The sequence below is a fragment of the Paraburkholderia phymatum STM815 genome (genome assembly GCF_000020045.1).
Classification (GTDB): domain Bacteria; phylum Pseudomonadota; class Gammaproteobacteria; order Burkholderiales; family Burkholderiaceae; genus Paraburkholderia; species Paraburkholderia phymatum.
In genome coordinates, this window is record NC_010623.1 from 2615796 (window position 1) to 2639057 (window position 23262).

At 62.1% G+C, this 23262-nt stretch carries 24 protein-coding genes; 7 read left to right on the top strand and 17 right to left on the bottom strand.

Annotated features, from left to right (window positions below; all coding sequences use genetic code 11):
• Positions 1–15: 15 nt before the first annotated feature.
• Positions 16–1302: an MFS transporter gene (locus tag BPHY_RS27345; RefSeq protein ID WP_041765455.1), complete on the bottom strand. Its 1287-nt coding sequence runs from the start codon at positions 1300–1302 to the stop codon at positions 16–18.
• A gap of 115 nt (positions 1303–1417) precedes the next feature.
• On the opposite strand from BPHY_RS27345, the gene BPHY_RS27350 reads away from it, so the two are divergent.
• Positions 1418–2065 carry a helix-turn-helix domain-containing protein gene (locus tag BPHY_RS27350; RefSeq protein WP_012404710.1) on the top strand — a complete coding sequence of 216 codons (648 nt, stop codon included), beginning with the start codon at positions 1418–1420 and terminating at the stop codon, positions 2063–2065.
• A gap of 32 nt (positions 2066–2097) precedes the next feature.
• Positions 2098–2271 (top strand): hypothetical protein, encoded by a 174-nt coding sequence (locus BPHY_RS41450; RefSeq protein ID WP_244257694.1) that lies wholly within the window; start codon positions 2098–2100, stop codon positions 2269–2271.
• Positions 2272–2347: 76 nt separating this feature from the next.
• On the opposite strand, the gene metE is transcribed toward BPHY_RS41450, so the two are convergent.
• On the bottom strand, positions 2348–4639 hold the full coding sequence (metE, locus tag BPHY_RS27360) for a 5-methyltetrahydropteroyltriglutamate--homocysteine S-methyltransferase (RefSeq protein ID WP_012404711.1): 2292 nt from the start codon (positions 4637–4639) through the stop codon (positions 2348–2350).
• A 111-nt stretch (positions 4640–4750) separates the two neighbouring features.
• Between metE and BPHY_RS27365 the strand changes: the two genes are divergently transcribed.
• Entirely contained in the window at positions 4751–5659 is a 909-nt protein-coding gene (locus BPHY_RS27365; RefSeq protein ID WP_012404712.1) for a LysR family transcriptional regulator, read from the top strand.
• Positions 5660–5734: 75 nt separating this feature from the next.
• Here the strand turns inward: BPHY_RS27365 and BPHY_RS27370 are convergent, their stop codons facing one another.
• From BPHY_RS27370 to fae, 3 genes are all read right to left on the bottom strand, one after another.
• The gene (locus tag BPHY_RS27370) at positions 5735–6538 is read right to left on the bottom strand and encodes a family 1 encapsulin nanocompartment shell protein (RefSeq protein ID WP_012404713.1); all 804 of its coding nucleotides are present in this window, start codon (positions 6536–6538) and stop codon (positions 5735–5737) included.
• A complete protein-coding gene (locus tag BPHY_RS27375) occupies positions 6531–7589 on the bottom strand; it encodes a Dyp-type peroxidase (protein ID WP_012404714.1) in 1059 nt (352 codons plus the stop codon). Before BPHY_RS27375 ends, BPHY_RS27370 begins: the two co-directional genes overlap by 8 nt.
• A 326-nt stretch (positions 7590–7915) precedes the next feature.
• Positions 7916–8449 (bottom strand): formaldehyde-activating enzyme, encoded by a 534-nt coding sequence (gene fae, locus BPHY_RS27380; RefSeq protein ID WP_012404715.1) that lies wholly within the window; start codon positions 8447–8449, stop codon positions 7916–7918.
• 682 nt (positions 8450–9131) lie between these two features.
• Between fae and BPHY_RS27385 the strand changes: the two genes are divergently transcribed.
• On the top strand, positions 9132–9473 hold the full coding sequence (locus BPHY_RS27385; protein WP_244304906.1) for an ATP-binding protein: 342 nt from the start codon (positions 9132–9134) through the stop codon (positions 9471–9473).
• Between the two features lie 204 nt (positions 9474–9677).
• Here BPHY_RS27385 and BPHY_RS27390 read toward each other — a convergent pair whose 3' ends face one another.
• A complete protein-coding gene (locus BPHY_RS27390; RefSeq protein ID WP_012404717.1) occupies positions 9678–10064 on the bottom strand; it encodes an ester cyclase in 387 nt (128 codons plus the stop codon).
• Between the two features lie 314 nt (positions 10065–10378).
• On the opposite strand from BPHY_RS27390, the gene BPHY_RS27395 reads away from it, so the two are divergent.
• A complete protein-coding gene (locus BPHY_RS27395) occupies positions 10379–11326 on the top strand; it encodes a Vgb family protein (RefSeq protein WP_244257699.1) in 948 nt (315 codons plus the stop codon).
• A 14-nt stretch (positions 11327–11340) separates the two neighbouring features.
• Here BPHY_RS27395 and BPHY_RS27400 read toward each other — a convergent pair whose 3' ends face one another.
• The 6 genes from BPHY_RS27400 to BPHY_RS27425 form a co-directional block, all read right to left on the bottom strand.
• Positions 11341–11871 (bottom strand): Lrp/AsnC family transcriptional regulator, encoded by a 531-nt coding sequence (locus BPHY_RS27400; RefSeq protein ID WP_244257695.1) that lies wholly within the window; start codon positions 11869–11871, stop codon positions 11341–11343.
• A 53-nt stretch (positions 11872–11924) separates the two neighbouring features.
• Positions 11925–12653, bottom strand: a complete 729-nt coding sequence (locus BPHY_RS27405; protein WP_012404720.1) for an amino acid ABC transporter ATP-binding protein — start codon at positions 12651–12653, stop codon at positions 11925–11927.
• Between the two features lie 38 nt (positions 12654–12691).
• Positions 12692–13351, bottom strand: a complete 660-nt coding sequence (locus BPHY_RS27410; RefSeq protein WP_012404721.1) for an amino acid ABC transporter permease — start codon at positions 13349–13351, stop codon at positions 12692–12694.
• 72 nt (positions 13352–13423) lie between these two features.
• On the bottom strand, positions 13424–14236 hold the full coding sequence (locus BPHY_RS27415; protein WP_012404722.1) for a transporter substrate-binding domain-containing protein: 813 nt from the start codon (positions 14234–14236) through the stop codon (positions 13424–13426).
• A 30-nt stretch (positions 14237–14266) separates the two neighbouring features.
• Positions 14267–15445 (bottom strand): cystathionine beta-lyase, encoded by a 1179-nt coding sequence (gene metC / locus BPHY_RS27420; RefSeq protein WP_012404723.1) that lies wholly within the window; start codon positions 15443–15445, stop codon positions 14267–14269.
• 155 nt (positions 15446–15600) lie between these two features.
• Entirely contained in the window at positions 15601–15831 is a 231-nt protein-coding gene (locus BPHY_RS27425; RefSeq protein ID WP_012404724.1) for a DUF6356 family protein, read from the bottom strand.
• Positions 15832–16511: 680 nt separating this feature from the next.
• On the opposite strand from BPHY_RS27425, the gene BPHY_RS27430 reads away from it, so the two are divergent.
• Positions 16512–17573, top strand: coding sequence for a catalase family peroxidase (locus tag BPHY_RS27430; RefSeq protein ID WP_012404725.1), 1062 nt, complete (start codon positions 16512–16514; stop codon positions 17571–17573).
• Positions 17570–18103, top strand: a complete 534-nt coding sequence (locus tag BPHY_RS27435; RefSeq protein ID WP_012404726.1) for a cytochrome b — start codon at positions 17570–17572, stop codon at positions 18101–18103. The genes BPHY_RS27430 and BPHY_RS27435 overlap by 4 nt, the downstream gene beginning before the upstream one ends.
• On the opposite strand, the gene BPHY_RS27440 is transcribed toward BPHY_RS27435, so the two are convergent.
• From BPHY_RS27440 to ctaD, 5 genes are all read right to left on the bottom strand, one after another.
• Positions 18079–18636, bottom strand: coding sequence for an acyltransferase (locus BPHY_RS27440; protein WP_063713875.1), 558 nt, complete (start codon positions 18634–18636; stop codon positions 18079–18081). The genes BPHY_RS27435 and BPHY_RS27440 overlap by 25 nt on opposite strands.
• Positions 18637–18810: 174 nt before the next feature.
• Positions 18811–20166 carry a c-type cytochrome gene (locus BPHY_RS27445; RefSeq protein WP_012404728.1) on the bottom strand — a complete coding sequence of 452 codons (1356 nt, stop codon included), beginning with the start codon at positions 20164–20166 and terminating at the stop codon, positions 18811–18813.
• A gap of 5 nt (positions 20167–20171) precedes the next feature.
• A complete protein-coding gene (locus BPHY_RS27450) occupies positions 20172–20630 on the bottom strand; it encodes a hypothetical protein (protein ID WP_012404729.1) in 459 nt (152 codons plus the stop codon).
• Positions 20627–21253, bottom strand: a complete 627-nt coding sequence (locus BPHY_RS27455) for a cytochrome c oxidase subunit 3 (protein ID WP_012404730.1) — start codon at positions 21251–21253, stop codon at positions 20627–20629. Before BPHY_RS27455 ends, BPHY_RS27450 begins: the two co-directional genes overlap by 4 nt.
• Positions 21250–23259, bottom strand: coding sequence for a cytochrome c oxidase subunit I (ctaD, locus tag BPHY_RS27460; protein WP_012404731.1), 2010 nt, complete (start codon positions 23257–23259; stop codon positions 21250–21252). Before ctaD ends, BPHY_RS27455 begins: the two co-directional genes overlap by 4 nt.
• Positions 23260–23262: the final 3 nt, after the last annotated feature.

A 23262-nucleotide genomic window follows, 5' to 3' on the forward strand; every position in this document is an offset into this window, starting at 1 on the left:
CGAATCCGGATAGAGTCAGTTGAGCGCTTCGCCCGTGCGGTCGCGCAGCCAGATCACGGGCACGAGCGACACCGCGCAGGCCGCCGCGACGTACCACGCGGGCGCAAGCGGATTGCCCGTCAGCGCGACGAGCCAGCTCGCGACGAACGGCGAGAAGCCGCCGAAAAACGACGCGCTCACCACATAGGTTAGCGCGATGCCCGTCGCGCGCACATGTTTCGGGAACAGCTCGGGAATCATCACGAGCACGGGCACGATCTGTCCGGCGATGAACAGCGCGAGAAAGGCAGACACGGCGCACAGCATGAACGCAGACGGTTGCGCCGACAACCACGCGAACGCGGGATAGACGCTCAGCAGCAGGATCATGCGCGACACCACCAGCACGCGCTTGCGGCTGAAGCGGTCGGCGAGCTTGCCAGCGACAGGCGCCGCGACGAACAGCACCAGTGAGCTGATCACGCCTGACGCGACGGATGCCGTCGACGACAGATGCAGGGTGCGAACCGCATGGCTCGGCAGAAAAAACGCGGTGATATACACGGACACGGAACCGCCGAGTTCGGCGAAGGTGCCGAGTATCGTCAGCTTGAGATGCGTGGTGAGGGCCGCTTTCAAAGCGCCGCGCTGCTGGTTGCCGCGCGACGATGCATCGCTGAGCGTTTCTTCGAGACGTCGGCGGATCAGCATGCCGACGGGCGCCGCGACGATGCCGAGCACGAACGGAATGCGCCAGCCCCACGCGAGCACGGCATCCTTCGGCAGCGTCACGTTGATAAGCGTCGCCACGGCCGCGCCGAGCGCGAGCCCGAGCGCGGTGGCCGCGAAGTTCCAGCTGGCGAAGAATGCGCGCGTCGAGTCCGACGCGTACTCGACCAGCAGCGTCGTGCCCGGCCCGAACTCGCCGCCCGCCGCAAAGCCCTGAATCAGCCGCGCCACCAGCACGATGAGCGGCGCGGCCATGCCCGCCACCGCGTAGGTCGGCGCGCATGCGATCAGCGCGCAGCTCAGCGCCATCAGCATGATGGTCAGCACCATCGCTTTCTTGCGCCCTGCGCGGTCCGCGTACGCGCCGATCACGATGCCGCCCAGCGGCCGCACCACGAAGCCGACGCCGAACACGCCGATCGACAGCAAAAACTGGTTCACGGGCGAGGCCGACGGGAAAAAGATCTGCCCGATCTGGATCGCGAAGAAGCTGTAGATGGTGAAGTCGTAGAACTCCAGCGCCGTGCCGAGCGTCGTCGCGGCAATCACCTGGGTCTTTGACAAAGCGGCTTTTTCCAATGCAAGCGTTGACACGGCGACCGACTCCTGGAAGGACTGCAAGGGTGATATGCATCGATGCGGGTTATCATATATGAGAAAAAATAAATTCTCGTATACGACAAAACCCTCGTCATCGCCGAGTCCCCTCATGGCCAGATCCGTCACGCGCAACGCGCCCGCGCTCACCACCAGGGCGTCCGCCCAGATCGATCATCAGGCGGTCGGCGCGCGCCTGCGCGACGCGCGCAAAGCGCGCGGGCTGACGCTGATGCAGTTGTCGGAGCAGTCGGGTATCGCCGTGTCGACGATCTCGAAGGCGGAGCGCGGCGATATCGCGCTGACCTACGACAAGTTCGCGGCGCTCGCGCACGCGCTGCAGCTCGAATTCGACGCGATTTTCGGGCGCGCGAAGCGTTCGGGTTCGAGTCCCATCGTGCCGACCTTCACGGCGTCGGGCGAGCAGATGATCTACGACACGCCCAACTACGAGTACGGGATGCTCGCGAACGACCTGACGGGCAAGCGCATGGTGCCGATGCGCGCGCACGTGCGGGCGCGCAAGCTAAGCGACTTTCCCGACTACATCCGGCACAGCGGCGAGGAGTTCGTGTTCCTGCTGAACGGCTCGCTCGAACTGCGCTTCGAAACGGGCGCGGTGTTTCAACTGAAACCGGGCGACAGCCTGTACTTCGACAGCGCCGTCGGCCATGTGTATCTGAGCACGGGCAAAAAGCCCGCCGAAGTGCTCGTGTGCTGCGTGGACGCGGATGCGCAGCGGCCCGCCGACGCGATCTGAGCGCCACACGCGACGCGCGTACATGGCAGCCCGTGCCATCGCGCATCGGCGCGACACCGACCGTCATTCCCGTCGCATCGCGCCTGCTCGCGCCGTGTCTGCTCAATCATCCGCACATCCGCTATGACGTGCATTCGCTGAGTTCAGAAGCGAATCACCGGCAACTGGACATCGGCTTCGTCACGACGTCCACCGTACATGGCTGATGCCCGATCAACACCCTATGAAAAAGGCCGCCTTCGCAAGCGGCCTTTCGTCGTTAAAGGGCAAGAAGCGTTTCGATCATACGGCCTGACGCAGCGTGCGAGCAGCAGCCACCATGTTCTTCAGCGCGGGAATCACTTCTTCCCAGGCGCGCGTCTTCAGGCCGCAGTCCGGGTTCACCCAGAGGCGCTCCGCTGGAATACGCTCGGCTGCCTTCTTCATCAGGTCCACGACGTGCGCCTGATCCGGAATGTTGGGCGAGTGGATGTCATACACGCCCGGTCCGATCTGGTTCGGATAGTGGAAGTCGTCGAATGCATCGAGCAGTTCCATGTCGGAGCGCGACGTTTCGATCGTTATCACATCGGCATCCATCTCGGCGATCGACGCGATGATGTCGTTGAACTCCGAATAGCACATATGCGTGTGGATCTGCGTTTCGTCCTGCACGCCATTCGCGGCGATGCGGAACGACTCCACCGCCCATTGCAGGTACTCGTTCCATTGCGACCGGCGCAGCGGCAGTCCTTCGCGTAAGGCCGCTTCGTCGATCTGGATCACGCGCACGCCGGCCTTTTCGAGGTCCAGCACTTCTTCGCGGATCGCGAGCGCGAGTTGACGGCAAGAGACCGAGCGCGGCTGGTCGTCGCGCACGAACGACCAGTTGAGGATCGTCACGGGGCCCGTCAGCATGCCTTTCATCGGCTTCGCGGTTTGCGCCTGCGCATAGCAGATCCATTCGACCGTCATCGCCTTCGGACGGCTGATGTCGCCGAACAGAATGGGCGGCTTCACGCAGCGCGAACCGTACGACTGCACCCAGCCGAACTGGCTGAACACGTAGCCATCGAGTTGCTCGCCGAAGTATTCGACCATGTCGTTGCGTTCGGCTTCGCCATGCACGAGCACGTCCAGTCCAAGCGTTTCCTGTTCCTTCACCGCACGCGTGATTTCGCGCTCCATTGCAAGCTTATAGCCCGCGTAATCCAGTTCGCCTGCCTTGAACTGGCTGCGCGCACGACGGATGTCGGCCGTCTGCGGGAACGACCCGATCGTGGTCGTCGGGAAAGCGGGCAGGGCGAGCGCTGCAGCCTGCTTCGCGGCGCGTGCCGGATAGGCGTTGGCGCGCTGACCGAGCGACGCGTCGATGCGGGCGAGCGCGGCCTTCACCGCGGCGTTGTGAACCCGCGGTGACGCGCGGCGGCTTTCGATTGCCTTGGCGTTTGCCAGAAGCTCAGCCTCGACGCAAGCGCGGCCGTTGTTCAACGCACTGGCCAGCAGCGTGAGTTCATCGAGCTTTTGCAGTGCGAACGCGAGCCACGAGCGGATGTCTGCGTCGAGCTTCCGTTCGCTGTTCAGGTCGACGGGCGAGTGCAGTAGCGAGCACGACGGCGCAATCCATAGCCGGTCGCCGAGCGTGGCGTGCAGCGGTTCGAGCCATGCGAGCGCGGCGTTCAGATCGGTTTTCCAGACGTTGCGGCCGTTGATCACACCCACGGACAGCACCGCCGTCTCAGGCACTTGCGCTGCGACCTGAGCGACTTCATCGCGCGCGTGGATTGCGTCGATGTGCAGACCGTCGACGGGCAATTGGCACGCGAGTTCGAGGTTCTCCTTCAATTGCCCGAAGTAGGTCGCGAGCAGCACGCGTACACGTCGCGCGGCGAGCGCGTCATACGCGGGGACGAACGCGTCGCGCCATCTCGCGTCGAGTTCCGTCACGAGCACGGGCTCGTCGATCTGCACCCAGTCGATGCCCTGCGCCGTGAAGTAGTCGAGCAACGCCGCATACACGGGCAAGAGGCGCGGCAGCAGCGTGAGCTTGTCGGACCCGTCCTTTGCCTTGCCGAGCCACAGATACGTGACGGGCCCGATGATCACGGGCTTCGCCTTCACGCCTTGCGCATGCGCTTCCTTGATCTGTTCGAGCAGACGCGAAGGATCGAGCGAAAACTGCGTGTTCGTGTCGAACTCGGGGACGATGTAGTGGTAGTTCGTATCGAACCACTTGGTCATTTCACCTGCGGCCACGCCGCCGCAGCACGCGCTGTGATCGTCGGCGCCATGTGCCGAGCGGCCGCGCGCGACGCGGAATGCATTGTCGAGCGCATCGCCATGGAATCCGCGCACCCGCTCGGGCAGATTGCCAAGCGTGAAGCTCATGTCGAGCACCTGGTCGTAAAACGCGAAATCGCCGACGGGTGAGAAGTCGAGGCGCGCCTGGTCCTGCCAGTGACGCGCGCGAAGCTGCGCACCGACGGCCTTCAGTTCGGCGCGCGACGACTCGCCTTTCCAGTATTTTTCGAGCGCGAACTTCAGTTCGCGGTGAGCGCCGATGCGCGGAAAGCCCAGGTTGTGTGTCGTGACCATGTCGTTGTACCCCGTCCAGAAAGAGAAGCTGGCAGCGATGATAGAATTTTCGATGCATGAATAAAAATGGATTAATTTCATGCATGGATTAATTCTGTTCATGGAGTAACGATGCTGGAGCGCAGTCATCTGATGTTGATCAGGGAGGTGGAGCGGCAGGGCTCGCTGACGGGCGCCGCCGACAAGCTCAATCTGACGCAATCTGCGTTGAGCCATACGGTGAAGAAGCTCGAACAGGAACTCGGCACGCCCGTATGGACGCGCGAGGGCCGCTCGATGCGTCTCACGCAGGCCGGCCAGTATCTGCTCGGTCTCGCGAACCGGCTGCTGCCCCAGTTCGAGCACGCGCAAGAGCGCATCAGGCAGTACGCGCAGGGCGAGCGGGGCACGTTGCGCATCGGCATGGAATGTCACCCGTGCTACCAGTGGCTGCTGAAGGTGGTGTCGCCGTATCTCGCGCGCTGGCCGGACGTCGATGTCGACGTGAAGCAACGCTTTCAGTTCGGCGGCATCGGCGCGCTGTTCGGCTACGACATCGATGTGCTCGTCACGCCTGATCCGCTGAACAAGCCTGGCCTGCGGTTTCAGCCCGTGTTCGACTACGAGCAGGTGCTGGTGGTCGGCGACACGCATGCGCTCGCGAACGAACCGTATGTGACGCCGCAGCAGTTGTCGACGCAAGTGCTGATCACGTATCCCGTAGAAACCGATCGGCTCGATATCTACACGCAGTTCCTCTCGCCCGCCAACGTCGTGCCGCGCCGGCACAAGGTAATCGAGACGACGGACATCATGCTGCAGATGGTTGCAAGCGGGCGGGGCGTGGCCGCACTGCCGCGCTGGCTCGCGCAAGCGTACGCGGAATCGATGCCGCTCACGCCGTTGAAGCTCGGCAAGAAGGGCATCGCGAAGCAGATCTTTCTCGGCACGCGAGAAGCGGACCACGGGATCGACTATCTGAGCGCATTCGTCGAGATGGCGCGTCAAGCAGATTGGGACGGGGCGCGGTTTCGGGAGTAATACGACGGGTGCCGCGCGTCGCGCTTCACATGACGCCCGACATCGGCGCGTCGCGCGCCGATCGCTCGACTCGCTCTATTCCGTCGGCACCACCGACACCGATGCTTCGCTCGTCAGCATGAGGAAGGTCAGCGTCTCGCGCAGATAGAGGCGCACTGTCGAGTCGGTATGGCTCTGGTAGCCGATCGACACGTCCTGGCCTAGATGCAGCTCGTAGTCGCCGCCGCGCATCGACAGCACGCTGCCGCCTTCGAGCGCCGGCGCCCAGATGATCTCGCCGTTCACGATGCGCTTGATGTGCTCGATGACGGGATACCCTTGATCGCTTGCCTCGCCGAGCGCCGTATATGCATCGGCGCCGAGCAGCACGGAGTAGGGGCCGTCCACGCCGGCCAGCCGCAACTGCTGCAAGGCACCGCCGATTGCATTCGGATAGTCGGCGACATCGGCGGGCAACGCGAGCGACGTATTGGACGAACCCTCCCGGATGCCGACAATGCCTGCGGCCTTGTAGCCGTCGAAGATCGCGCGGTCTTCAGCGTAGGCGAGTTCTTTCGCGGCGTCTTTCGCCGCCTGCCAGTCTGAATCGTTGGCGCCGCGTTCGACGGCGTCGATCGCATCGCGCGACAGTTCGAACGGCACCGTCAATTGCACGAGCGCCTTCACCTCGGACAGCTTCGCGATCACGCCGTGATGGGGCGCCGCGATGGTCGATTGGTGCCCCGTGCCGACGCCGGACAGATCGACGCCGCCTGGACCCTTGACGTCGACCACGCGCCGGCCGGCGACGGAACGCTTGAACGTGCGCGCCACTTCTTCTTCGATCTGCGACCAGGCTTCGCTGGAGATGGGTGCCAGTTCGCGATGCAGGTTATTCATATTGAGCAGTTCCTTTCAAAGAGCCGATATTCAGCGAGCCGTCGTGGCCCGGCTCGGCGCAAGCGAAGGTGTCGGCAGACGCAGCCGCGCTCGCGCTTGCGGGCTGTGGCTCGCGATCCGCTAGCGCTTCCAGCAGCGGCGCCGAGGGGACGAAAAAGAGCCCGCCCGTCGCCGCGCGGCTGAAATCGAGCAGCCGGTCGTAGTTTCCGGGCGGGCGGCCGACGAACATGTTCTCCAGCATCTTCTCGATCGGGGCGGGCGAGCGGGCATACGCGATGAAGTACGTGCCGAACTCGCCCGAGCCGGGCCGCCCGAACGGCATGTTGTCGCGCAGGATCTTCACTTCCTGGCCGTTCTCGACGAGCGTCGTCAGCGAACTATGCGACGACGTCGGCTTGACGCTTTCGTCGAGTTCGATGTCCGACAACTTGGTGCGGCCGATGATGCGCTCCTGTGTCTCGACGGAGAGCGCGTTCCAGCCTTTCATGTCGTGGATGTACTTTTGCACGAGCACGTAGCTGCCCGCAGCGAAGTCAGGGTCTTCGTCACCGATCATCGTGAAGTCGACGGCCTCGCGGCCCGTCGGGTTCTCCGTGCCGTCGACGAAACCGACCATGCTGCGCTGATCGAAATAGCGGAAGCCATGCACTTCGTCGACGACCTTCACGGCATCGCCCAACCGCCCCACGAGTTGCGTCGCGAGTTCGAAGCACAGATCCATCTGGTCCGCACGGATGTGCAGCAGGATGTCGCCCGGGGTGGCAGGCGCGTGGCGCTCGCTCGGACCGAACTCGCGAAACGGATGAAGCAGTGCAGGGCGAGGCGCGCCGAACAGCTTGTCCCATGCGTCGGAAGCGAAGCCCGTCACACACGACAGGTTGCCGGCCGGCACGCGCTTGCCGACCGAGCGCACGAGCGCGGCAATGTCCGCGCACCAGGCGCGCAACGTATCCGCATGCGCGTCACCGTCGGCGAGCGTTGCGACGATAAAGATCGCACTGCGCGTGATCGGTGCATAGACGGCTTGGGGTTCTGGAATGTCGTTGGGCATCGGACCTGGTCCTGTCGAAACCATTGCGAGTACATGAAAGCGGAAAAAGACGGCGGATAGGACGATACCGCGAACATGGGTTATCTGTCGTACAAGGGGATGGAATTCACGTCGCGAAGGCGGGCGCGCAGGGGTGCGCTCGCATCGGACGCGGTCGACATGAAGTGATGGTGCCTGATGCCGTGATGTCGGGCTTTCGTCGCGCGAGCGGTTTGTTGAAAATGCACGCTGCGATGGGTCGGCTGACAATGTGCAGCACGCGGCCGACCGCCGATAGCAAGCCGCGGCTCGCGCGGCCTGCCGCCGTTCTGGCGGGCGAAGCCGTTTCAGCTCCAGTCGTCCATGTCGTGCTTGATGGTGTGGCGGTTCGCGATGAGCGTCTCCACGCTCGGCGCGTTGTTCATCGCACGCTGGATCGCGAGTTTGGTTGCCTCGTAATTTGTCCGGTACATGTCCTTCTTGTCGAGGTTCGTCTCCGTCGCGCAGCGCGGATCGATCCACACCAGACTGACGATGCAGATTTCGTTCGCCTGGTCTTTCGGCAAGATCCCTTCGATCAGGCAATCGACGATCGCATCCGCCGTGGCCGATTGCACGACGCCGCCGAACAATTCGATCGTCGTCATGTCCCGAAGCGTCACCTTGGGCACCATCATTGTGGCGGGCCGAACCAGCTGATTGCACGCGCGGATCGCGAACATGGCCGTGTGTCCTTTGCTCTGCGCCATCATGTTCGCGAACGCGTGACCGACGGGCCCGTCGACGCGGCCGATCAGAATCTCAGGCATCGCATCGGTCACCTGGCCGGGCGCGGCGAATACGGTTGCTTCGCCGGCACGGAACGTTAAATCGATACTCATCGTGAACCTCCTTTGGTTGGGCGCAATCCGGGAGGGTCGATGGATGCAAGGGCGATGCCATTTCGTGCCGGCGCGCGTCGATCGGATGCGATCGCGAGGGCGACTACGCACTATGTGCCGGGTTCGGGACAGACTGGTTAGGTGGGTGTTTTGAGTCAACCTGGAATTGACATAACATAAATTATCAACATTTATGCTTGTAGCGGCCAGATGGTAATGTCCGTATATGGACTCCTCCTCGTTTGCAAACACCCCGCGTGTCAGACCCCGCGTCGATCGCTCACGTATATCCGGTCTCATGAAGCTGCGCCTCAATGAGGCAGCGGACCCTGATGGGCTATTCGCGCGCCGATTCCCAATCGCTTTTACGGACTCGAAGCCTTGGACATTAGCGGGTTCGATCAGCGCCGGTTCGACCTGTTGGCCATCGTGCGGCTTGTTTTGCAATCGTAGAGAAGGTATCGCTAGTCTGGAACGGCTTTACTGCGCAGCCAGCTTTGGCTGGTAATCCGTTTACCGTGTGATCATCGCCCACGCGATCCTCGTGGTTTTTAATTTACGGAGTGTCTGACACTGCATTAGCTGCTTTATCAGATACATTTGATCGACGCTAAGGTAACAGCGGGGCGCTTCAGTGCAGACGCAACTATCCGGCGATTTACCATTGATCGAAGGAGACCGCGTGCAACTGCAACAGGTACTACTCAACCTGATGATCAACGCGCTGGAGGCAATGAGCTTCGCTAGCGACGGCATACGGGACCTGCAGATCCAGACACAGCGCGCCGATTCCGACTGCGTGCTCGTGAGCGTGCGTGATTCAGGACCTGGCTTTGCTCTCGAGAACACCGAGCAGGTTTTCGCGCCCTTCTATACCTCGAAGCCCACTGGCTTAGGTATGGGGTTATCGATCTCCCGCTCGATCATCGACGCGCACGGCGGCCGGTTATGGGCGAGTTCCAACCAGCCCCGAGGGGCCGCAGTCCAATTTACAGTGCCGGCCTGTTCAACATCGCCGTCGTGATTGTCGCTTCAACATGATGGCGTCGACAAAACCTGCGCGTGCGCTACCCAGCGCTGAATCGATCCCGGTGTCGAAGTGCCCGCCGGATGAATTCCACTCTAACTCCTTGCATAATGCCGAATTCGCAAAGGACATATTTCGACCTGCCGCTGGACTTACTGATCGGCAAATCCAGCATAGGCCTGAGCCAGTGCCCATGTTTGGCTACAACTGGCTCTCGATGGCAATCTTATCTATCACCGACCAGACTTGCACGATCTTGCGGCCACGAAACTCATAAAAGACATTCTCAGCGAACCTAACTCGTTTTCCTTGCACGGGAAGCCCCAGAAATATACCGATCGGCGTACAGTCAAAATGCAAACGGCTTGCAATTTGCGGCGGCTCGCAAACGAGCATCTGAACGTTGAAGCGGAGGTCAGGGATATCGCGGAAATCTCTCTCCAGCATTTCACGATAGCCTGACAAACCGATTCGTTGGCCGTTGTATTCCACGTCGTCTCCAACAAACTCTCCCAGGTTTGACCAATCACGCTTGTTCAAGCAGGCGATATAGTCTCGGTAGATTTGCGAAAGATTGTTGTCGCCCATCACCATCGTCCTCCATGCTTTAACGGATTAATTGATTGAAAATCATCTGGCGTTGCGTGTCGGACGTCGGTTTGTGGCCGACTTAACGTATTCGCCTTCATGAGACGGCTTCCGCAGGCGCAGCCACGCCTTGTCTGCGCCCTACCGAAAATCCTTCCGGTTAGTGCCACAATAAGGCGGTGCCAGCGTGCAAGGCAAATCCGGTTATGGAGGCGGACGTGATTCACATCGCAAATGCAGTGGCTTCGGCGACGGTGAAAGGAATCTTCGCATCCCGGTTCTTCCGATATTTCGCTTCGGTTCTGGTCGGCGCGATGTGGGCAACAGTTTCAGCACAGGCTCAATCCCCTTCGTTCGACTCATTTGCCGTCCCCTCCGGCAGCGCACCGCACGATGTCGCGCCAGAGCCTGGCGGCGCCGTCTGGTACACCGCACAGGCGCAAGGCGCAGTCGGAAGGCTCGACCCGCGCAGTGGCAAGACGGAGCGGATTCCGCTCGGCAACGGATCTGCGCCGCACGGCGTGATCGTCGGCCCGGATGGAGCAGCATGGATTACCGATGGCGGGCTGAACGCAATCGTGCGCGTCGATTCGAAGACACTCGCTGTCAGGCGCTTCGCGTTGCCCAAAGACCGACGGAACGCGAACCTGAACACGGCCGTTTTCGACAAACGCGGGCACCTGTGGTTTACCGGACAAGGCGGTATCTATGGTGAGCTTGACCCGGAAAGCGGCGGTATGCGCGTGTTCGATGCACCCCGTGGGCCGGGTGCCTATGGGATCTGTGTCACCCCTGACGGCAGCTTGTACTTCGCTTCACTGGCTGGCAGCTACCTCGGCCGCATTGATCCGGTGACAGGAGCGGCGCAAGTCATCGAGCCTCCAACACCGGAACAGGGAGCGCGCCGGGCATGGTCCGATTCAAAAGGACGAGTCTGGATCAGCGAGTGGAACGCAGGCAAGGTGGGAGCGTTCGACCCGGCGACGCATCGGTGGCGCGAATGGAAACTGCCGGGCTCGAATTCTCATGCGTATGCGATATTCGTCGACGACCAGGATATCGTCTGGCTCAGCGAATGGAGCGCTAACGCGCTAGTGCGCTTCGACCCACGAACGGAACGATTCGAGACGTTTGCGCTGCCCCGCCCACACGCGAACGTACGCCAGATGATGGGCAGGCCGGGCGAAGTCTGGCTGTCGGAGTCTGGCACGGATCACTTGCTGCGCTACCGCTCCGGGGCAGCGGTTGGCGGTAGCAAGTGACGCCTCCGCAAGCGTTACCGTCTCCAGGCAACTCCATGACAACGGATTCCGATTCCAGGTCCGATCCCGACAAACGGGAGGGCCTTGGTGGCATGACCCCAGCGTGGGCTCACGAACAGAGGCGGAAATCCGTCCAGCAGGACCGTGAGACACGGTCGCGTACTGATCGTCGCCCAGATGTCGCTGATCCGCTCGTGTGTGGCTGCCTCGATCTGCACAAGCAAATCGACCTCGCCGCTGAGGACCGCGCAATCGCGCACCTCGGCGATCCGTTCGAGCGCGGCAAGCACGTCCGCGCCGCGCATCCGGTCCTTGCGGTAAACCAGCATCACGGCACCCACGGGCGCGATGTCGTCGGGCAACGCGAGCCGCACGGTATAGCCTGCAATGATCTTCAGCGCTTCGAGCCGGTCGATTCGGTTGCGGACCGCCTGCCGGGACACACCGATCCTGTCGGCCAGCACCGCGAGCGGAATCCGCGCATCGGCACACAATGCGTCGATTATTTTCTGGTCCAGACCGTTGAAAGTCGCCCAGTCGTTCACTCCGAAGTCGATCCCCGATGAGTTGTCGCCGGGTCTGCGCATTCACGATGGCATCAATGAGGCAGCACGCGCATCAGAAATTCTTTCGCTCGCTCTGACTGCGGATTGCCGAAAAACGCGTCCTTGTGTGCGTCTTCAACGATGATCCCCTGGTCCATGAAGAGGACCCGATGCGCGACCCGCTTCGCGAAACCCATCTCATGCGTCACACACATCATAGTCATGCCTTCCTCGGCGAGTTCGATCATCACGTCGAGCACTTCGTTAATCATCTCGGGGTCCAGCGCGGACGTCGGTTCGTCGAATAGCATCGCGATCGGATCCATCGACAGCGCCCGCGCAATCGCGACCCGCTGCTGCTGTCCCCCCGACAGTTGGGCTGGGTACTTGTCCGCATGCGCACGCAGCCCAACCCGGTCGAGCAACGCGAGACCTTTCGCGGTTGCCGTGTCCCGATCCCGGCCCAATACCTTGATCTGCGGGAGCGTCAGGTTTGCCGTAATGGACAGGTGCGGAAACAACTCGAAATGCTGAAACACCATCCCGACCTTCGCGCGAAGCTTCGGCAGATTGGTACCCTTGTCCCCGACCGATTGACCGCCGACCATGATCTCGCCCTGCTGGAATGGTTCCAGGCCGTTTACCGTCTTGATCAACGTCGACTTGCCGGACCCGGATGGACCGCATACGACGACCACTTCGCCCTTGTTCACCGCCGTCGTGCAGCCTGTCAAAACCTGAAACTGTCCGTACCACTTCGACACGTCGTTGAGTTCAATCATCGCAATATCCTTATGATCCACGCGTTGCCTGTTGCCTCTCAGCGCACATGTGCTCTTGCAAGTCGCACTTCGACGTGCCGCTGCACCCACGACATCCCGGTACTGAGCAACCAGTATATTGCCGCCGCGGCGAGATACAGCGGCAGCGGTTGAAACGTCGATGCAATGACTTCCTGCGCCGCACGCAGCATCTCGGTCACGGTAATCACGGACACCAGTGATGTGTCCTTGATCAGGCTGATCAGCGTATTGCCCAGACTCGGCACGGCCATGCGCAGCGCCTGCGGACAGATCACGTAGCGCAGCGTCTGCATGTGCGTCAGACCCAAGCTATGCGCCGCGCCCCACTGGCCCTGACTGATCCCGAGAATCGCGCCGCGCATGCTTTCCGACAGATAGGCGCCAGCATTAGCCGTCAACGCGAGAATGCCGGCGCTGGTCGGATCGAGAGAGATGCCCAGATCGGGCAGGCCGTAGTACACGACGAAAATCTGCACGAGCAGTGGCGTGCCTCGCATGAGGCTGACATAGGCTCGCGCGATCCCCGCGATGATGGGCTGGCCACTGATACCCATGATCGCGACGATGAAGCCGACCAGCAGGCCGAGCACCGCCGAGGCCAGCGCAAACTTGAGGGTAACCATCGCCCCCAGCAGGAGCACGGGCAGCGTGTTGATAACAAGGTCGATTGGTGTCATGAGATGATCTGCCGCGCGGACGCGTCACCCCGGCCGGACCCGGGGAGCCACAAAAAATGAAGAGGAAAACGCCTACTGGGCGACCGGCTGTGTTACGTCGGAGCCGAACCAGTGCATAGATATCTTTTTCAACGTCCCGTCCTGTTTCATCGAGCTCAAAGCGTCGTTGATCGCCTTCTCGAACCCCGGGTTACCCTTGCGGAACGGGATCCCCATCTCCTGCTCGGCGCCTTTCACAACATCACCAGCCCGCAGCGGGAGTTTCGAAGTCTTGATGATGTACGGCAGCATCAGCCGGTCGTCGAGCGTCGCGTCAATTCGTCCCGCCGACAGATCGCGCAGCTTCTCCGGCGCGCCAGGGTAGGTCTGCACGTTGATGCCCGAAACGGTGCGCGCCATCTGATCGTAGTTCGTACCGAGCGTCACGCCGAGCTTTTTATCGCCGCTGAACTCGGCGAGCGAATTGAACTCGCGTTTGTCGTCGACCCGTTGAATCAACTGCGCTGCCGAGAACGTATAGGGCTGGCTGAAATCGAGCGCCTGTTTGCGTTGTGGAGTAATGGTGACCTGGTTGACGATTACGTCGAACTTCCCGGCCTGCAGCCCGGCGAGAATGCCGCTCCACTCGGTGGGAACGAATTGCGGCTTGACGCCAAGTCTGGCGGCGACGGCCTTCGCGACGTCCACGTCGAAGCCTTCGAGTTCTCCGCTGGCATTCTTGTAGTCGAACGGCGGATAGGTCCCTTCCAAACCAACTCGCAGTACGCCACTCGACTTGACTGTTTCGAGCAGATCCTGCGCATGAGCGCTTGCGCTCACAAAACTGAACGCCGTGGCAATAACTGCGCCACGCAAAAGCACGCTAACCGTAGTCTTCAACTTCATTGTCCCCTCCTTGAAATAAACATACTTGCTCTACCGCGCATGCAGAAAGCGCAACGCCTTCTCCAGGTCTTCAATCAAATCCTCTCTCGCTTCAAGTCCGATGTGCAGACGGAACGAGAAACCGTCATAAGGCCAATGACAGCCCGGTCGTTCGTGACGGGGATCGAATGGCATCACGAGACTCTCGTATCCGCCCCACGAAAAGCCCAGCCCAAACAATTTCAGACTGTCGATGAATGTGCGGAACGCTTCGCGGCTGAACCCGGGCTTCAGCACGACGCTGAAAAGGCCGGATGCGCCCGTGTAGTCGCGCGCCCAGAACGCGTGCCCCGGCGCTTCCGGCAATGCGGGATGCAACACGCGCTCCACTTCCGGGCGACCGGCCAACCACATTGCGACATCCACGCCTTGACGGAAATGCCGTTCGAGACGGACGGCCATCGTACGAAGACCACGCTGCGCGAGATAGACGTCATCGGCGCCCGCATGAAGTCCGGCGGCAAACACGTACTCGCGCACCGTGCTCCATGTTTCCCTGTTGGCGGTGATCACGCCCATCGTCGCGTCCGAATGGCCGACGATATACTTCGTCGCCGCATGTACCGAGACGTCAACGCCATGCTCGAATGGCTTGAAGAACAGCGGCGTCGCCCACGTGTTGTCCATGACAACCTTCGCGCCCCGCCTGCGCGCTTCGGCGCAGATCCCCGGGACGTCCTGCACCTCGAACGACTGCGAACCGGGCGACTCCAGAAAAACCACAGTCGTGTTGGGCCTGAAAAGTTCACGGATGCCAGGCCCGATCAGCGGATCGTAGTAGGTCACCGTGACGCCACAGCGCTTGAGAACCGTATCGGCAAATTGACGAGTTGGACCGTACACGCTGTCGCAGATCAGAATGTGGTCGCCTGTTCTGGCAAACGCCATGATCGCGCTCGTGCAGGCCGCGAGACCCGACGAGACCAGTAATGAACGGTGCCCGCCCTCCAGGCCGGCCAGCATCTCCTGCAACGCAAATGTTGTCGGCGTGCCTTTTCGGCCATACCACAGTTCCTGGCCCTCCGGGGTGGACATCGCCTTGGCGCGCGTTTCCATGTCTTCCATGTCACGGAAAACGATCGTCGATGCCCGGTAGACCGGCGGATTAACAACGCCGCCAAAGGTATCCGGATCGTAGGCTCCGTGAAGCAAAAATGTTTCGGACCGCATATCTATTCCTCGCCGGTAGCCTCATGGCAGCCGGTTTCAATTAATCAGGTTCTGGTAACCAGTCGATTCGACGAACGCTCCCAGATCAACATGCGTACGGCAGCGATCCGGTGCGGCGCGATATCCCCGTAACGGCGGAATGACTTCCGCACCGCTCAGGCGCTCGCGCGTTGTCTTTTTCTGGCTGCGATCATGCGTTCATGGAGCGAAGTCACGACGTTGCTCCCAGTCTTCACGAACAGGAAGGGAAACAGAGCATGCACGACCAGCGCGAGTGACGCGATAAACATCGGAAGCCCGAACGAGAACGCCATCCTCATATGCTGGAGGTAGGTCTCGTCGACCGAGTTGGGGTGTGCGCGAAAAAGGCGCAGCAGATAGTTCATGCACGAAACCTCGTTCTCTTGTTGTCGATGGCGCGGCCGTGGAAGCGCTCGCTCTCGCAGTTCGCCTCGCATGTGAAGCATCCTACGGGAGCGCTGAGAGAATTTTTTTTCAAAAAAACTCCCATTTATCCCTTAACAGAAAGAAAAAAAATCTCCTGACAAGCAGATTGCGATGACTGCGGTCTCCGGAACGTCGCCATCGGCGATCCAGGTTCACCGTGTGATCCCGCGCCCCTTCGACCCTCGCGCCCCGCCGGAAAGCCGTTGCACGCACGATCTGAGCACGACCTTTGCGACGCAATCCATCGGGGCCGGCGGGTATGCCCGCGATCGAGTCCGGATAATTCCGCAACCACCCTCCTCGCCACGCACAATCACCTTGCAAATGGGAGGCGACCCTATAAGAAATGTCGTGTTTTGCAACCACTGGCAAGCTGGTGGTTCACTGCAGCGCTGCAGGGAGCCGTGCATGAAGCCAGCGACACTTGCGACACTGAACATGCGCGAACTCGAGCGGGTCAAGGTGACTGCGGTCGTTGAAGGCCGGCTTCGATGTTTTCAGGCGGCCGAGCGGCTGCCGCCCGCGGCACCGGGGCGGTTGGTTAGCAGGCGCCCCTTCCCGGCACGATTTTTCTGACGCTGCTAGATTTCGGCCAGCAGAACTCTCCATCGAGACATTCATGGCTGACAGACCTGGTTCCCAAGCATCCGCAGTGCGCTCGCTGATCCTGATCGCGATCATCGTCGGCATCCTGGCGATCGCGTTCGTCTACACGGCCGGCTGGCTTTCGCCGTCGCGGCTGACCCCCGTGAAGATCGTCAATGCACTCGCGCCGCCGAGCGGCCCCGCGCTGGGTTTCCGGCGCAACCATGCAAAAGGCATCTGTTTTACGGGCACTTTCGAGTCGAGCGGCGCAGCCGCCGCGCTTTCGAAAGCGCCGATGTTCGCGCAGGGCTCGTATCGCGTAACAGGACGCTTCAATCTCGCCACGCCCGATGCAAAGGCGGCGGACCCCTCGGTGCGCGTGCGCGGCCTGAGTTTGCGCGTCGTTGCGCCGGACGGAAGCGAGTGGCGCTCGGCGATGATCGACGCGCCCTTCTTTCCCGTCGCGACGCCGCAAGCGTTCTACGCATTGCTCGAAGCTTCCGCGCGAAAAGACGACCCCGACGCGATGAAGGCATTCATTGCTGCGCATCCCGAGTTCGCCGCGTTCGGCGCATGGGCCACGACTGCGCCGTGGACGGCGTCGTATGCGCAGGATCAGTACAACAGCCTCAACAGCTTCATCTTCACGAACGCACAAGGCGAGGACCAGACCGTGCGCTGGTCGTTCGTGCCGGCGGCGAAACCTGAACCCATGTCCGTCGACGAACTGAAGCAACGTCCCGCCGATTTCCTCGAAACCGACATCACGCAACGGGTGCGCAACGCCCCGCAACGCTGGTCGATGATCGTGATCGTCGCGAATCCAGGCGACCCGACGGCCGACCCGAGCAAGGCATGGCCGGAAGACCGTCGCAAGGTGGAGGCGGGCACGCTGGTCGTCAGCGTCATCGAGCCCGAACCCGACGGACCGTGCCGCGACATCAACTTCGATCCGACCGTGCTGCCCGCGGGCATCCACGTTTCCGACGACCCCTTCCCCGCCGCACGCTCAGCCGCCTATTCGGTCTCGTTCAACCGCCGCAGCGCCGAGGACAAAGACTATCCGCACACGCCTGCCGAAGGAGCGAAGCAATGATCCCGAACCGCAACCGCTTTACGCCGCTGCAGCGCGCACTGCACTGGATCATGGCGATATGCATCCTCTCCATGCTGTTCGTCGGCGTCGGCATGGTGTCGACGATACGGCCCGACTACCTGACGCTCGTCTCGATCCACAAGCCGCTCGGCATCACGATTCTCGTGCTTGCGCTGATTCGCCTCGTAGTGAGACTCGTGCGAGGCGCGCCGTCGCTGCCGCCCGACATGCCGATGCCGATGAAGCTGGCTGCGTATCTCTCGCACCTCGCGTTCTATGCGTTGATGATCGCGCTGCCGCTGATCGGCTGGGGCATGTTGTCAGCCGCGCGATATCCTGTCGTGGTAGCGGGCATGCAATTGCCGTGGATTCTGCCGCACAGCAATGCATTGCACACGCTGCTCTGGAACGCCCACAGGTTTCTCGCATTGTGCTTCTTCGCGTTGATCCTGCTGCATCTCGCGGCCGCGCTCTTTCACGCGCTGATCAGGCGCGACGGCGTGTTTCAGGCGATGGCGCCCTGGCGCTGAGCGGTGGGCACGATATCCTTGATCTTGCGCGCCGGCACGCCGCCCACCAGCGTATAGGCGGGCACGTCCTTCGCGACCACCGCACCGGCGGCGATCACAGCCGCCTCGTGGATCGTTACGCCAGGCAGGATCGTTGCGCCCGCACCGATCCACACCCTGTCGCCGACGCGGATTTCCTGGTGCTCCAGGCCGCGCCCGAGGTCCGGTTCGTACACGAGGTCGTGCGTCGCCGTCTCGAACGACACGCGCGGCCCGACCTGCACGTCGTCGCCGATCGAAATGCGGCTGTTGCGGCAAGCGAGCCGCGTGCCCGCGTTCAGGTACACGTTGTCGCCGATCGAGATGCCGCGAATCGTTTCCTCGTTCAGGCTCAGTTCGAGGTGCAACGGCCCGATGATCGTCACGCCCGCGCCGATCGCCATGCCGGCAGTGCGGAACATCGTTGCGCGTATCCGGTTGAATGGGCCGTACATCGGCATGACGTTGCCGAGACAGATGAACAGGTGCCGCTTGAGTGCCGTGAATAGCTTCATCGTGCGCGCGTCGTGAGACAGATGGCGCGACCGCCATGCCATCGTCCGATACGTTCGTAAAGCCGCAATTCTACTGACGTAACAGGTTCATATGCGCCGCCAGCCGACGAGCTGGCGTGTTATGTGGAAGTTTTGGCGCAAATGCCGGCGCGCTTGCGTTCGACCTTCTTGTGTTCACTTACCGAGACTGTGCCGGATACGCTCTACCTCCCGGCTCGTCACGGGCGATGCGTCGTTGCCCCATGTATTGCGCACGAAGGTCAGCACGCGCGCCATTTCCGTGTCGGTCAGCTTGCCCGCAAACGGAGGCATCTTCTTCGCTTCGATTCCCGCTTGCGTATGCGGCGCCTCGCCGCCTTCGACCAACAGACGCACGAGCGAATCCACATGCGCGCCGAGTACGGCCGGATTGCCCGCCAGCCGCGGATACCTGAGCGCTTCGCCCATGCCATCCGCCTTGTGGCAGCGCGCGCAAAAGCTTTGATAAACACCCGCGCCCGGCAACTCGACATTGCCGGTGTTCATCGCGCGCACCGTCTGCAATGCGGCATGCGAGTGGTCGTCGAACCGTCCGGACGGCTCGCGCGCGGGCAAACGCTTCAGATAATGCGCGATCGCGCGCAGATCGTCATCGCTCAGATACTGCGTGCTGTCCTCGACTACCTGAACCATGCTGCCAAAGGCGACGAGTCCGCCGCCATGCCCGCTCTTCAGGAAGGACACGATCTGGTCTTCGGAAATGCGGCCGAGGCCCGAGCCATCGTCACCCGTGAGATTGGGCGCGAACCAGTGATCGTTCGTGCCGCCCGTCAGATAGTGACGCGCGTGCTCGTCGTAGCCGCGCTCTTCATACGCCGGGCCCCGTGGCGTATGGCATGCGCCGCAATGTCCGAGCGACTGCACGAGGTACGCGCCGCGGTTCCACTGCGGACTGCGCGTCGAGTCAGGCACGAACACGTCGTCCGGCGCAAACGCGAAACTCCAGAACATCAATGTCCAGCGCTGATTGAACGGGAACGGCAGATCCGTGCGCGGCGCAGGCGTCGACACGGGCGCGACGCCATGCATGAAGTATGCGTAGAGCGCGTGCATGTCGTCGTCGTTGATCTTCGCGAACGACGGATACGGCATCGCGGGATAAAGCCGCCGGTTACCCGGCGCCACGCCCTCGCGCACGGCGCGCTCGAAATCGTCGTAACTGTAATGCCCTATTCCCGCTACGGGATCCGGCGTGATGTTCGACGACCAGATCGTGCCGAACGGCGAGCCCATCGGCAGGCCGCCCGCGAACGGCGCTGATCGATGCAACGGCTCCTTGCCCGATGGACCGCCCGGCGGCGCCGTGTGACAGCCTGCACAATCGGCGGCCTTTGCGAGATATTCGCCCTTGGCGATCAGTTTCGTGTCGCTCGCATCGGCCTGTGCGGGCAGCATTTGCGCATGCGCACGATGCAGCGTCACGCCGTCCGCGAAGAACATCGCGCACGCGATCGCCGCGGCAGCGATGAAGGAGAAAACGTGCGTCTTCATGGTCGTCACCAGCGGCCGCACGGCGACACGACGATCACCGCGAGATCAGTCGCGACCAGCCCGAACATGAACATCGCGCTCGACAGCGCGCTCACTCGCGCGAGGAACCATTCGAGCTCGGCGACTCGGCGCTCGCGCTCGCTGCGCGCCTGCGAGCGCTTTCTGCGCGCGAACGTCACCGTGCGCCACGCGAGCGCGACACCTATTGCGCCGATCACGAAGCACACCATGCTCAACACGATCAACGCCGGTATCGCCCACGAAGGCACCGGGGCCGGATGCTGCGCGTCGGACCGCGAACACGCCTGCGCCGTCAGCACTTCGCCGATGAGCATTTGCGCGAACCATGCAAGCGGCGTCGCGAGCGCGGCGATCAGCAGGCGCCACGAATGAAAGCGCAGCAAGTCCCTATGCAGGCCGTCCCTGTCGTTCGCATCGCGTGTACGGGTCGGTTGATCGCTCATGCGCGGCTCCGTAGCAGGTACGGCGACAGATAGATCGTCGTGAAGATGAAGAGCCATACGAGATCCACGAAGTGCCAGTACAACCCGCCGATCGTCAGCGCGAGGCAACGTCTCTCGTCGAAGTAACCGAGCGCCGTCCAGAGCAACAGCAGCGACAGCACGACCAGCCCCACCGCGACGTGCGCGAGGTGAAAGCCCGTGATCGTGAAGTACAGTGAGCCGTACAGATGCGCGGTCAGACCATAGGGATGGTTGCCCCACTCCTTCAATTGAATGCCGACGAAGATCACGCCGAGCACGAGCGCCGTGCTCATCGCTGCCACGGCCCAATACAGGCGCCGCCGCTTCACGAAGCGCTCGCACAGCCAGACAAACACGCTGCTCGACAGCAGGATCGCCGTGTTCGCGACGCCGAGCCCGAGCTTCGGCAGACCTTCGGGCGGCCACAGGCTACCGCTTTGCGATGCGAGGTATAGATACGAAAAGATCAGATAACCGAATAACGAGCCTTCAGTGACGATCAGCGCGAGGCATCCGAACCAGCCGCCCGAACGTTCGCCCGCGCTGCCGACAGGCAAGCGCACGGAACCTTCGTCAACCTCGTCGCGCACCGTGTCGCTCATGTCATTCTCCCTGCATCGCGCACGCGGCGAGGCTCGCGCTGGATCAGTCCGCGCTCCGGCCACAACCAGACGACGACGCACACCGCGCAGCCGATCAACATCGACGCCGCGAACCACCACGCGAGGCATGCGAGTCCCGCAAAGAACAGCGTCGCGAACAGGCTCAACACGAACGGCGTATACGAGTCTTCCGGCATCTTCAGGATCACGTCGGGCCGCGCTTCGAGTGCCGTCGTGCCGAGCGCTTCGCGTCCCTGATCGAGAATGAAGCCCTCTTTCAGCGACGAACGCATGTCTTCCTCGTCTTCCTCTCCCAGGCGCCCTTCCCATAACGGATGGCGGCTCGCAATCGTGGGTGCGACGGCGAAGTTGTATGGGGGCGGGGGTGACGTGGTCGACCATTCGAGCGTACCCGCATCCCACGGGTTGTCGCCTGCTGCCGCGCCGTGCCGCAAGCTATAGAGCAGATCGCAGAGGAACATCAGAATGCCGAGCGCCAGCACGAATGATCCCACCGTCGTCACGAGATTCACCGTGCTCCAGCCCATCTCCGGCGCGTAGGTGTAGATACGGCGCGGCATGCCGAGCAGCCCCGCGATATGCATCGGAAAGAAGGCGACGTTGAAGCCGGTAAACATGATCCAGAACGCGAGCTTGCCGATACGCTCGCTCATCATGCGTCCCGTGAACTTCGGGAACCAGAAGTACACCCCGCCGATCACGGGAAACACGTTGATACCGAGTAGCACGTAATGCAGATGCGCGACTACGAAATACGTGTCCGTCAGTTGCCAGTCGAACGGCACGGCCGCCGTCATCACACCCGACACGCCGCCGATCACGAACAGCAGCACGAAGCCCGCAAAGTAATAGAACGGGACGCGAAACACAGGGCGTCCCGTCCAGATCGTCGCGATCCACGCGAAAGTCGCAATCGCGCTCGGCACAGCGATGGCCATGCTCGCCGCGCCGAACAGCGACAGCGCGAGAGCCGGGATTCCCGTTGCGAACATATGGTGTATCCACACGACGAAGCCGATCAGCATCGTCGCGATCGTCGATAACGCCACTGGCCCGTATCCCACCAGCGGCCTGCGGCAGAACACGGGCAACGCATCGGAGACGATGCCCATCGCCGGCAGCACGACGACATATACCCACGGGTGCGCGAACATCCAGAACAAGTGTTGCCATAGCAGCGCGCGTCCGCCGTTCAACACGTCGAAGAAATGCGTGCCGATACGACGGTCCATCCACAGCATCAGGAACGCGAGGCTCACCGACGGCACCGCAACGAGATTGCCGCACGACGCCGTCATCGTGCCCCACACCAGCACGGGCACGCGATCGAGCGACATGCCCGGCGCGCGCATGCGCAGCAGCGTGACCACGAAGTTGACGGCGCCGACGGTCGTCGAAATGCCGAGCAGCACCATGCCGAGCGCGTACACGTCGATGTTCGGCCCGGTGTTGTATTCGAGGCCCGACAGCGGCACATAGTTGAACCAGCCTGCGTTCGGCGCCTCGCCGAGCGGAAAGCTCGCGTAGAGAAAGATGGCGGCGAACAGGAAGATCCAGTAGGAAAGCGCGTTGAGGCGCGGAAACGCCATGTCGCGCGCACCCAGGATCAGCGGCCACAGGTAGTTCGAGAAGCCGGACAGCACAGGTAGCGCGTAGAGAAAGATCATCGTCACGCCGTGCATCGTGAACAGCTGGTTGTATTGCTCCGGCGTGAGCACGGTGCCGTTCGGTTGCGCGAGTTGTAGGCGCATGATCAGTGCTTCGACGCCGCCCGCGATCAGGAACACGAACGCAGTGACGAGATAGCGGATGCCGATGCGTTTGTGGTCGACGCTCGAGAGCCAGCCGCGCCAGCCGGGCGGCGTTTCCCACAGTTCCCGCAGGCGCGCTTCGGCGGCACTGCCGGGCGCGACCACGCCGCGCGGCAAGTTTCGCTCGAGCGCTGGCCGCACGGCGGTCGATGAAGAGCTGGCGGTGTCGGCCATGCG

Excerpts from the sequence above, each read along its gene's own strand:
- BPHY_RS27350 (WP_012404710.1), top strand. The coding sequence starts at position 1,418 with ATGGCCAGATCCGTCACGCGCAACGCGCCCGCGCTCACCACCAGGGCG.
- metE (WP_012404711.1), bottom strand. The coding sequence starts at position 4,639 with ATGGTCACGACACACAACCTGGGCTTTCCGCGCATCGGCGCTCACCGC.
- BPHY_RS27365 (WP_012404712.1), top strand. The coding sequence starts at position 4,751 with ATGCTGGAGCGCAGTCATCTGATGTTGATCAGGGAGGTGGAGCGGCAG.
- BPHY_RS27370 (WP_012404713.1), bottom strand. The coding sequence starts at position 6,538 with ATGAATAACCTGCATCGCGAACTGGCACCCATCTCCAGCGAAGCCTGG.
- BPHY_RS27375 (WP_012404714.1), bottom strand. The coding sequence starts at position 7,589 with ATGCCCAACGACATTCCAGAACCCCAAGCCGTCTATGCACCGATCACG.
- fae (WP_012404715.1), bottom strand. The coding sequence starts at position 8,449 with ATGAGTATCGATTTAACGTTCCGTGCCGGCGAAGCAACCGTATTCGCC.
- BPHY_RS27390 (WP_012404717.1), bottom strand. The coding sequence starts at position 10,064 with ATGGGCGACAACAATCTTTCGCAAATCTACCGAGACTATATCGCCTGC.
- BPHY_RS27395 (WP_244257699.1), top strand. The coding sequence starts at position 10,379 with ATGTGGGCAACAGTTTCAGCACAGGCTCAATCCCCTTCGTTCGACTCA.
- BPHY_RS27405 (WP_012404720.1), bottom strand. The coding sequence starts at position 12,653 with ATGATTGAACTCAACGACGTGTCGAAGTGGTACGGACAGTTTCAGGTT.
- BPHY_RS27410 (WP_012404721.1), bottom strand. The coding sequence starts at position 13,351 with ATGACACCAATCGACCTTGTTATCAACACGCTGCCCGTGCTCCTGCTG.
- BPHY_RS27415 (WP_012404722.1), bottom strand. The coding sequence starts at position 14,236 with ATGAAGTTGAAGACTACGGTTAGCGTGCTTTTGCGTGGCGCAGTTATT.
- metC (WP_012404723.1), bottom strand. The coding sequence starts at position 15,445 with ATGCGGTCCGAAACATTTTTGCTTCACGGAGCCTACGATCCGGATACC.
- BPHY_RS27425 (WP_012404724.1), bottom strand. The coding sequence starts at position 15,831 with ATGAACTATCTGCTGCGCCTTTTTCGCGCACACCCCAACTCGGTCGAC.
- BPHY_RS27430 (WP_012404725.1), top strand. The coding sequence starts at position 16,512 with ATGGCTGACAGACCTGGTTCCCAAGCATCCGCAGTGCGCTCGCTGATC.
- BPHY_RS27435 (WP_012404726.1), top strand. The coding sequence starts at position 17,570 with ATGATCCCGAACCGCAACCGCTTTACGCCGCTGCAGCGCGCACTGCAC.
- BPHY_RS27440 (WP_063713875.1), bottom strand. The coding sequence starts at position 18,636 with ATGAAGCTATTCACGGCACTCAAGCGGCACCTGTTCATCTGTCTCGGC.
- BPHY_RS27445 (WP_012404728.1), bottom strand. The coding sequence starts at position 20,166 with ATGAAGACGCACGTTTTCTCCTTCATCGCTGCCGCGGCGATCGCGTGC.
- BPHY_RS27450 (WP_012404729.1), bottom strand. The coding sequence starts at position 20,630 with ATGAGCGATCAACCGACCCGTACACGCGATGCGAACGACAGGGACGGC.
- BPHY_RS27455 (WP_012404730.1), bottom strand. The coding sequence starts at position 21,253 with ATGAGCGACACGGTGCGCGACGAGGTTGACGAAGGTTCCGTGCGCTTG.
- ctaD (WP_012404731.1), bottom strand. The coding sequence starts at position 23,259 with ATGGCCGACACCGCCAGCTCTTCATCGACCGCCGTGCGGCCAGCGCTC.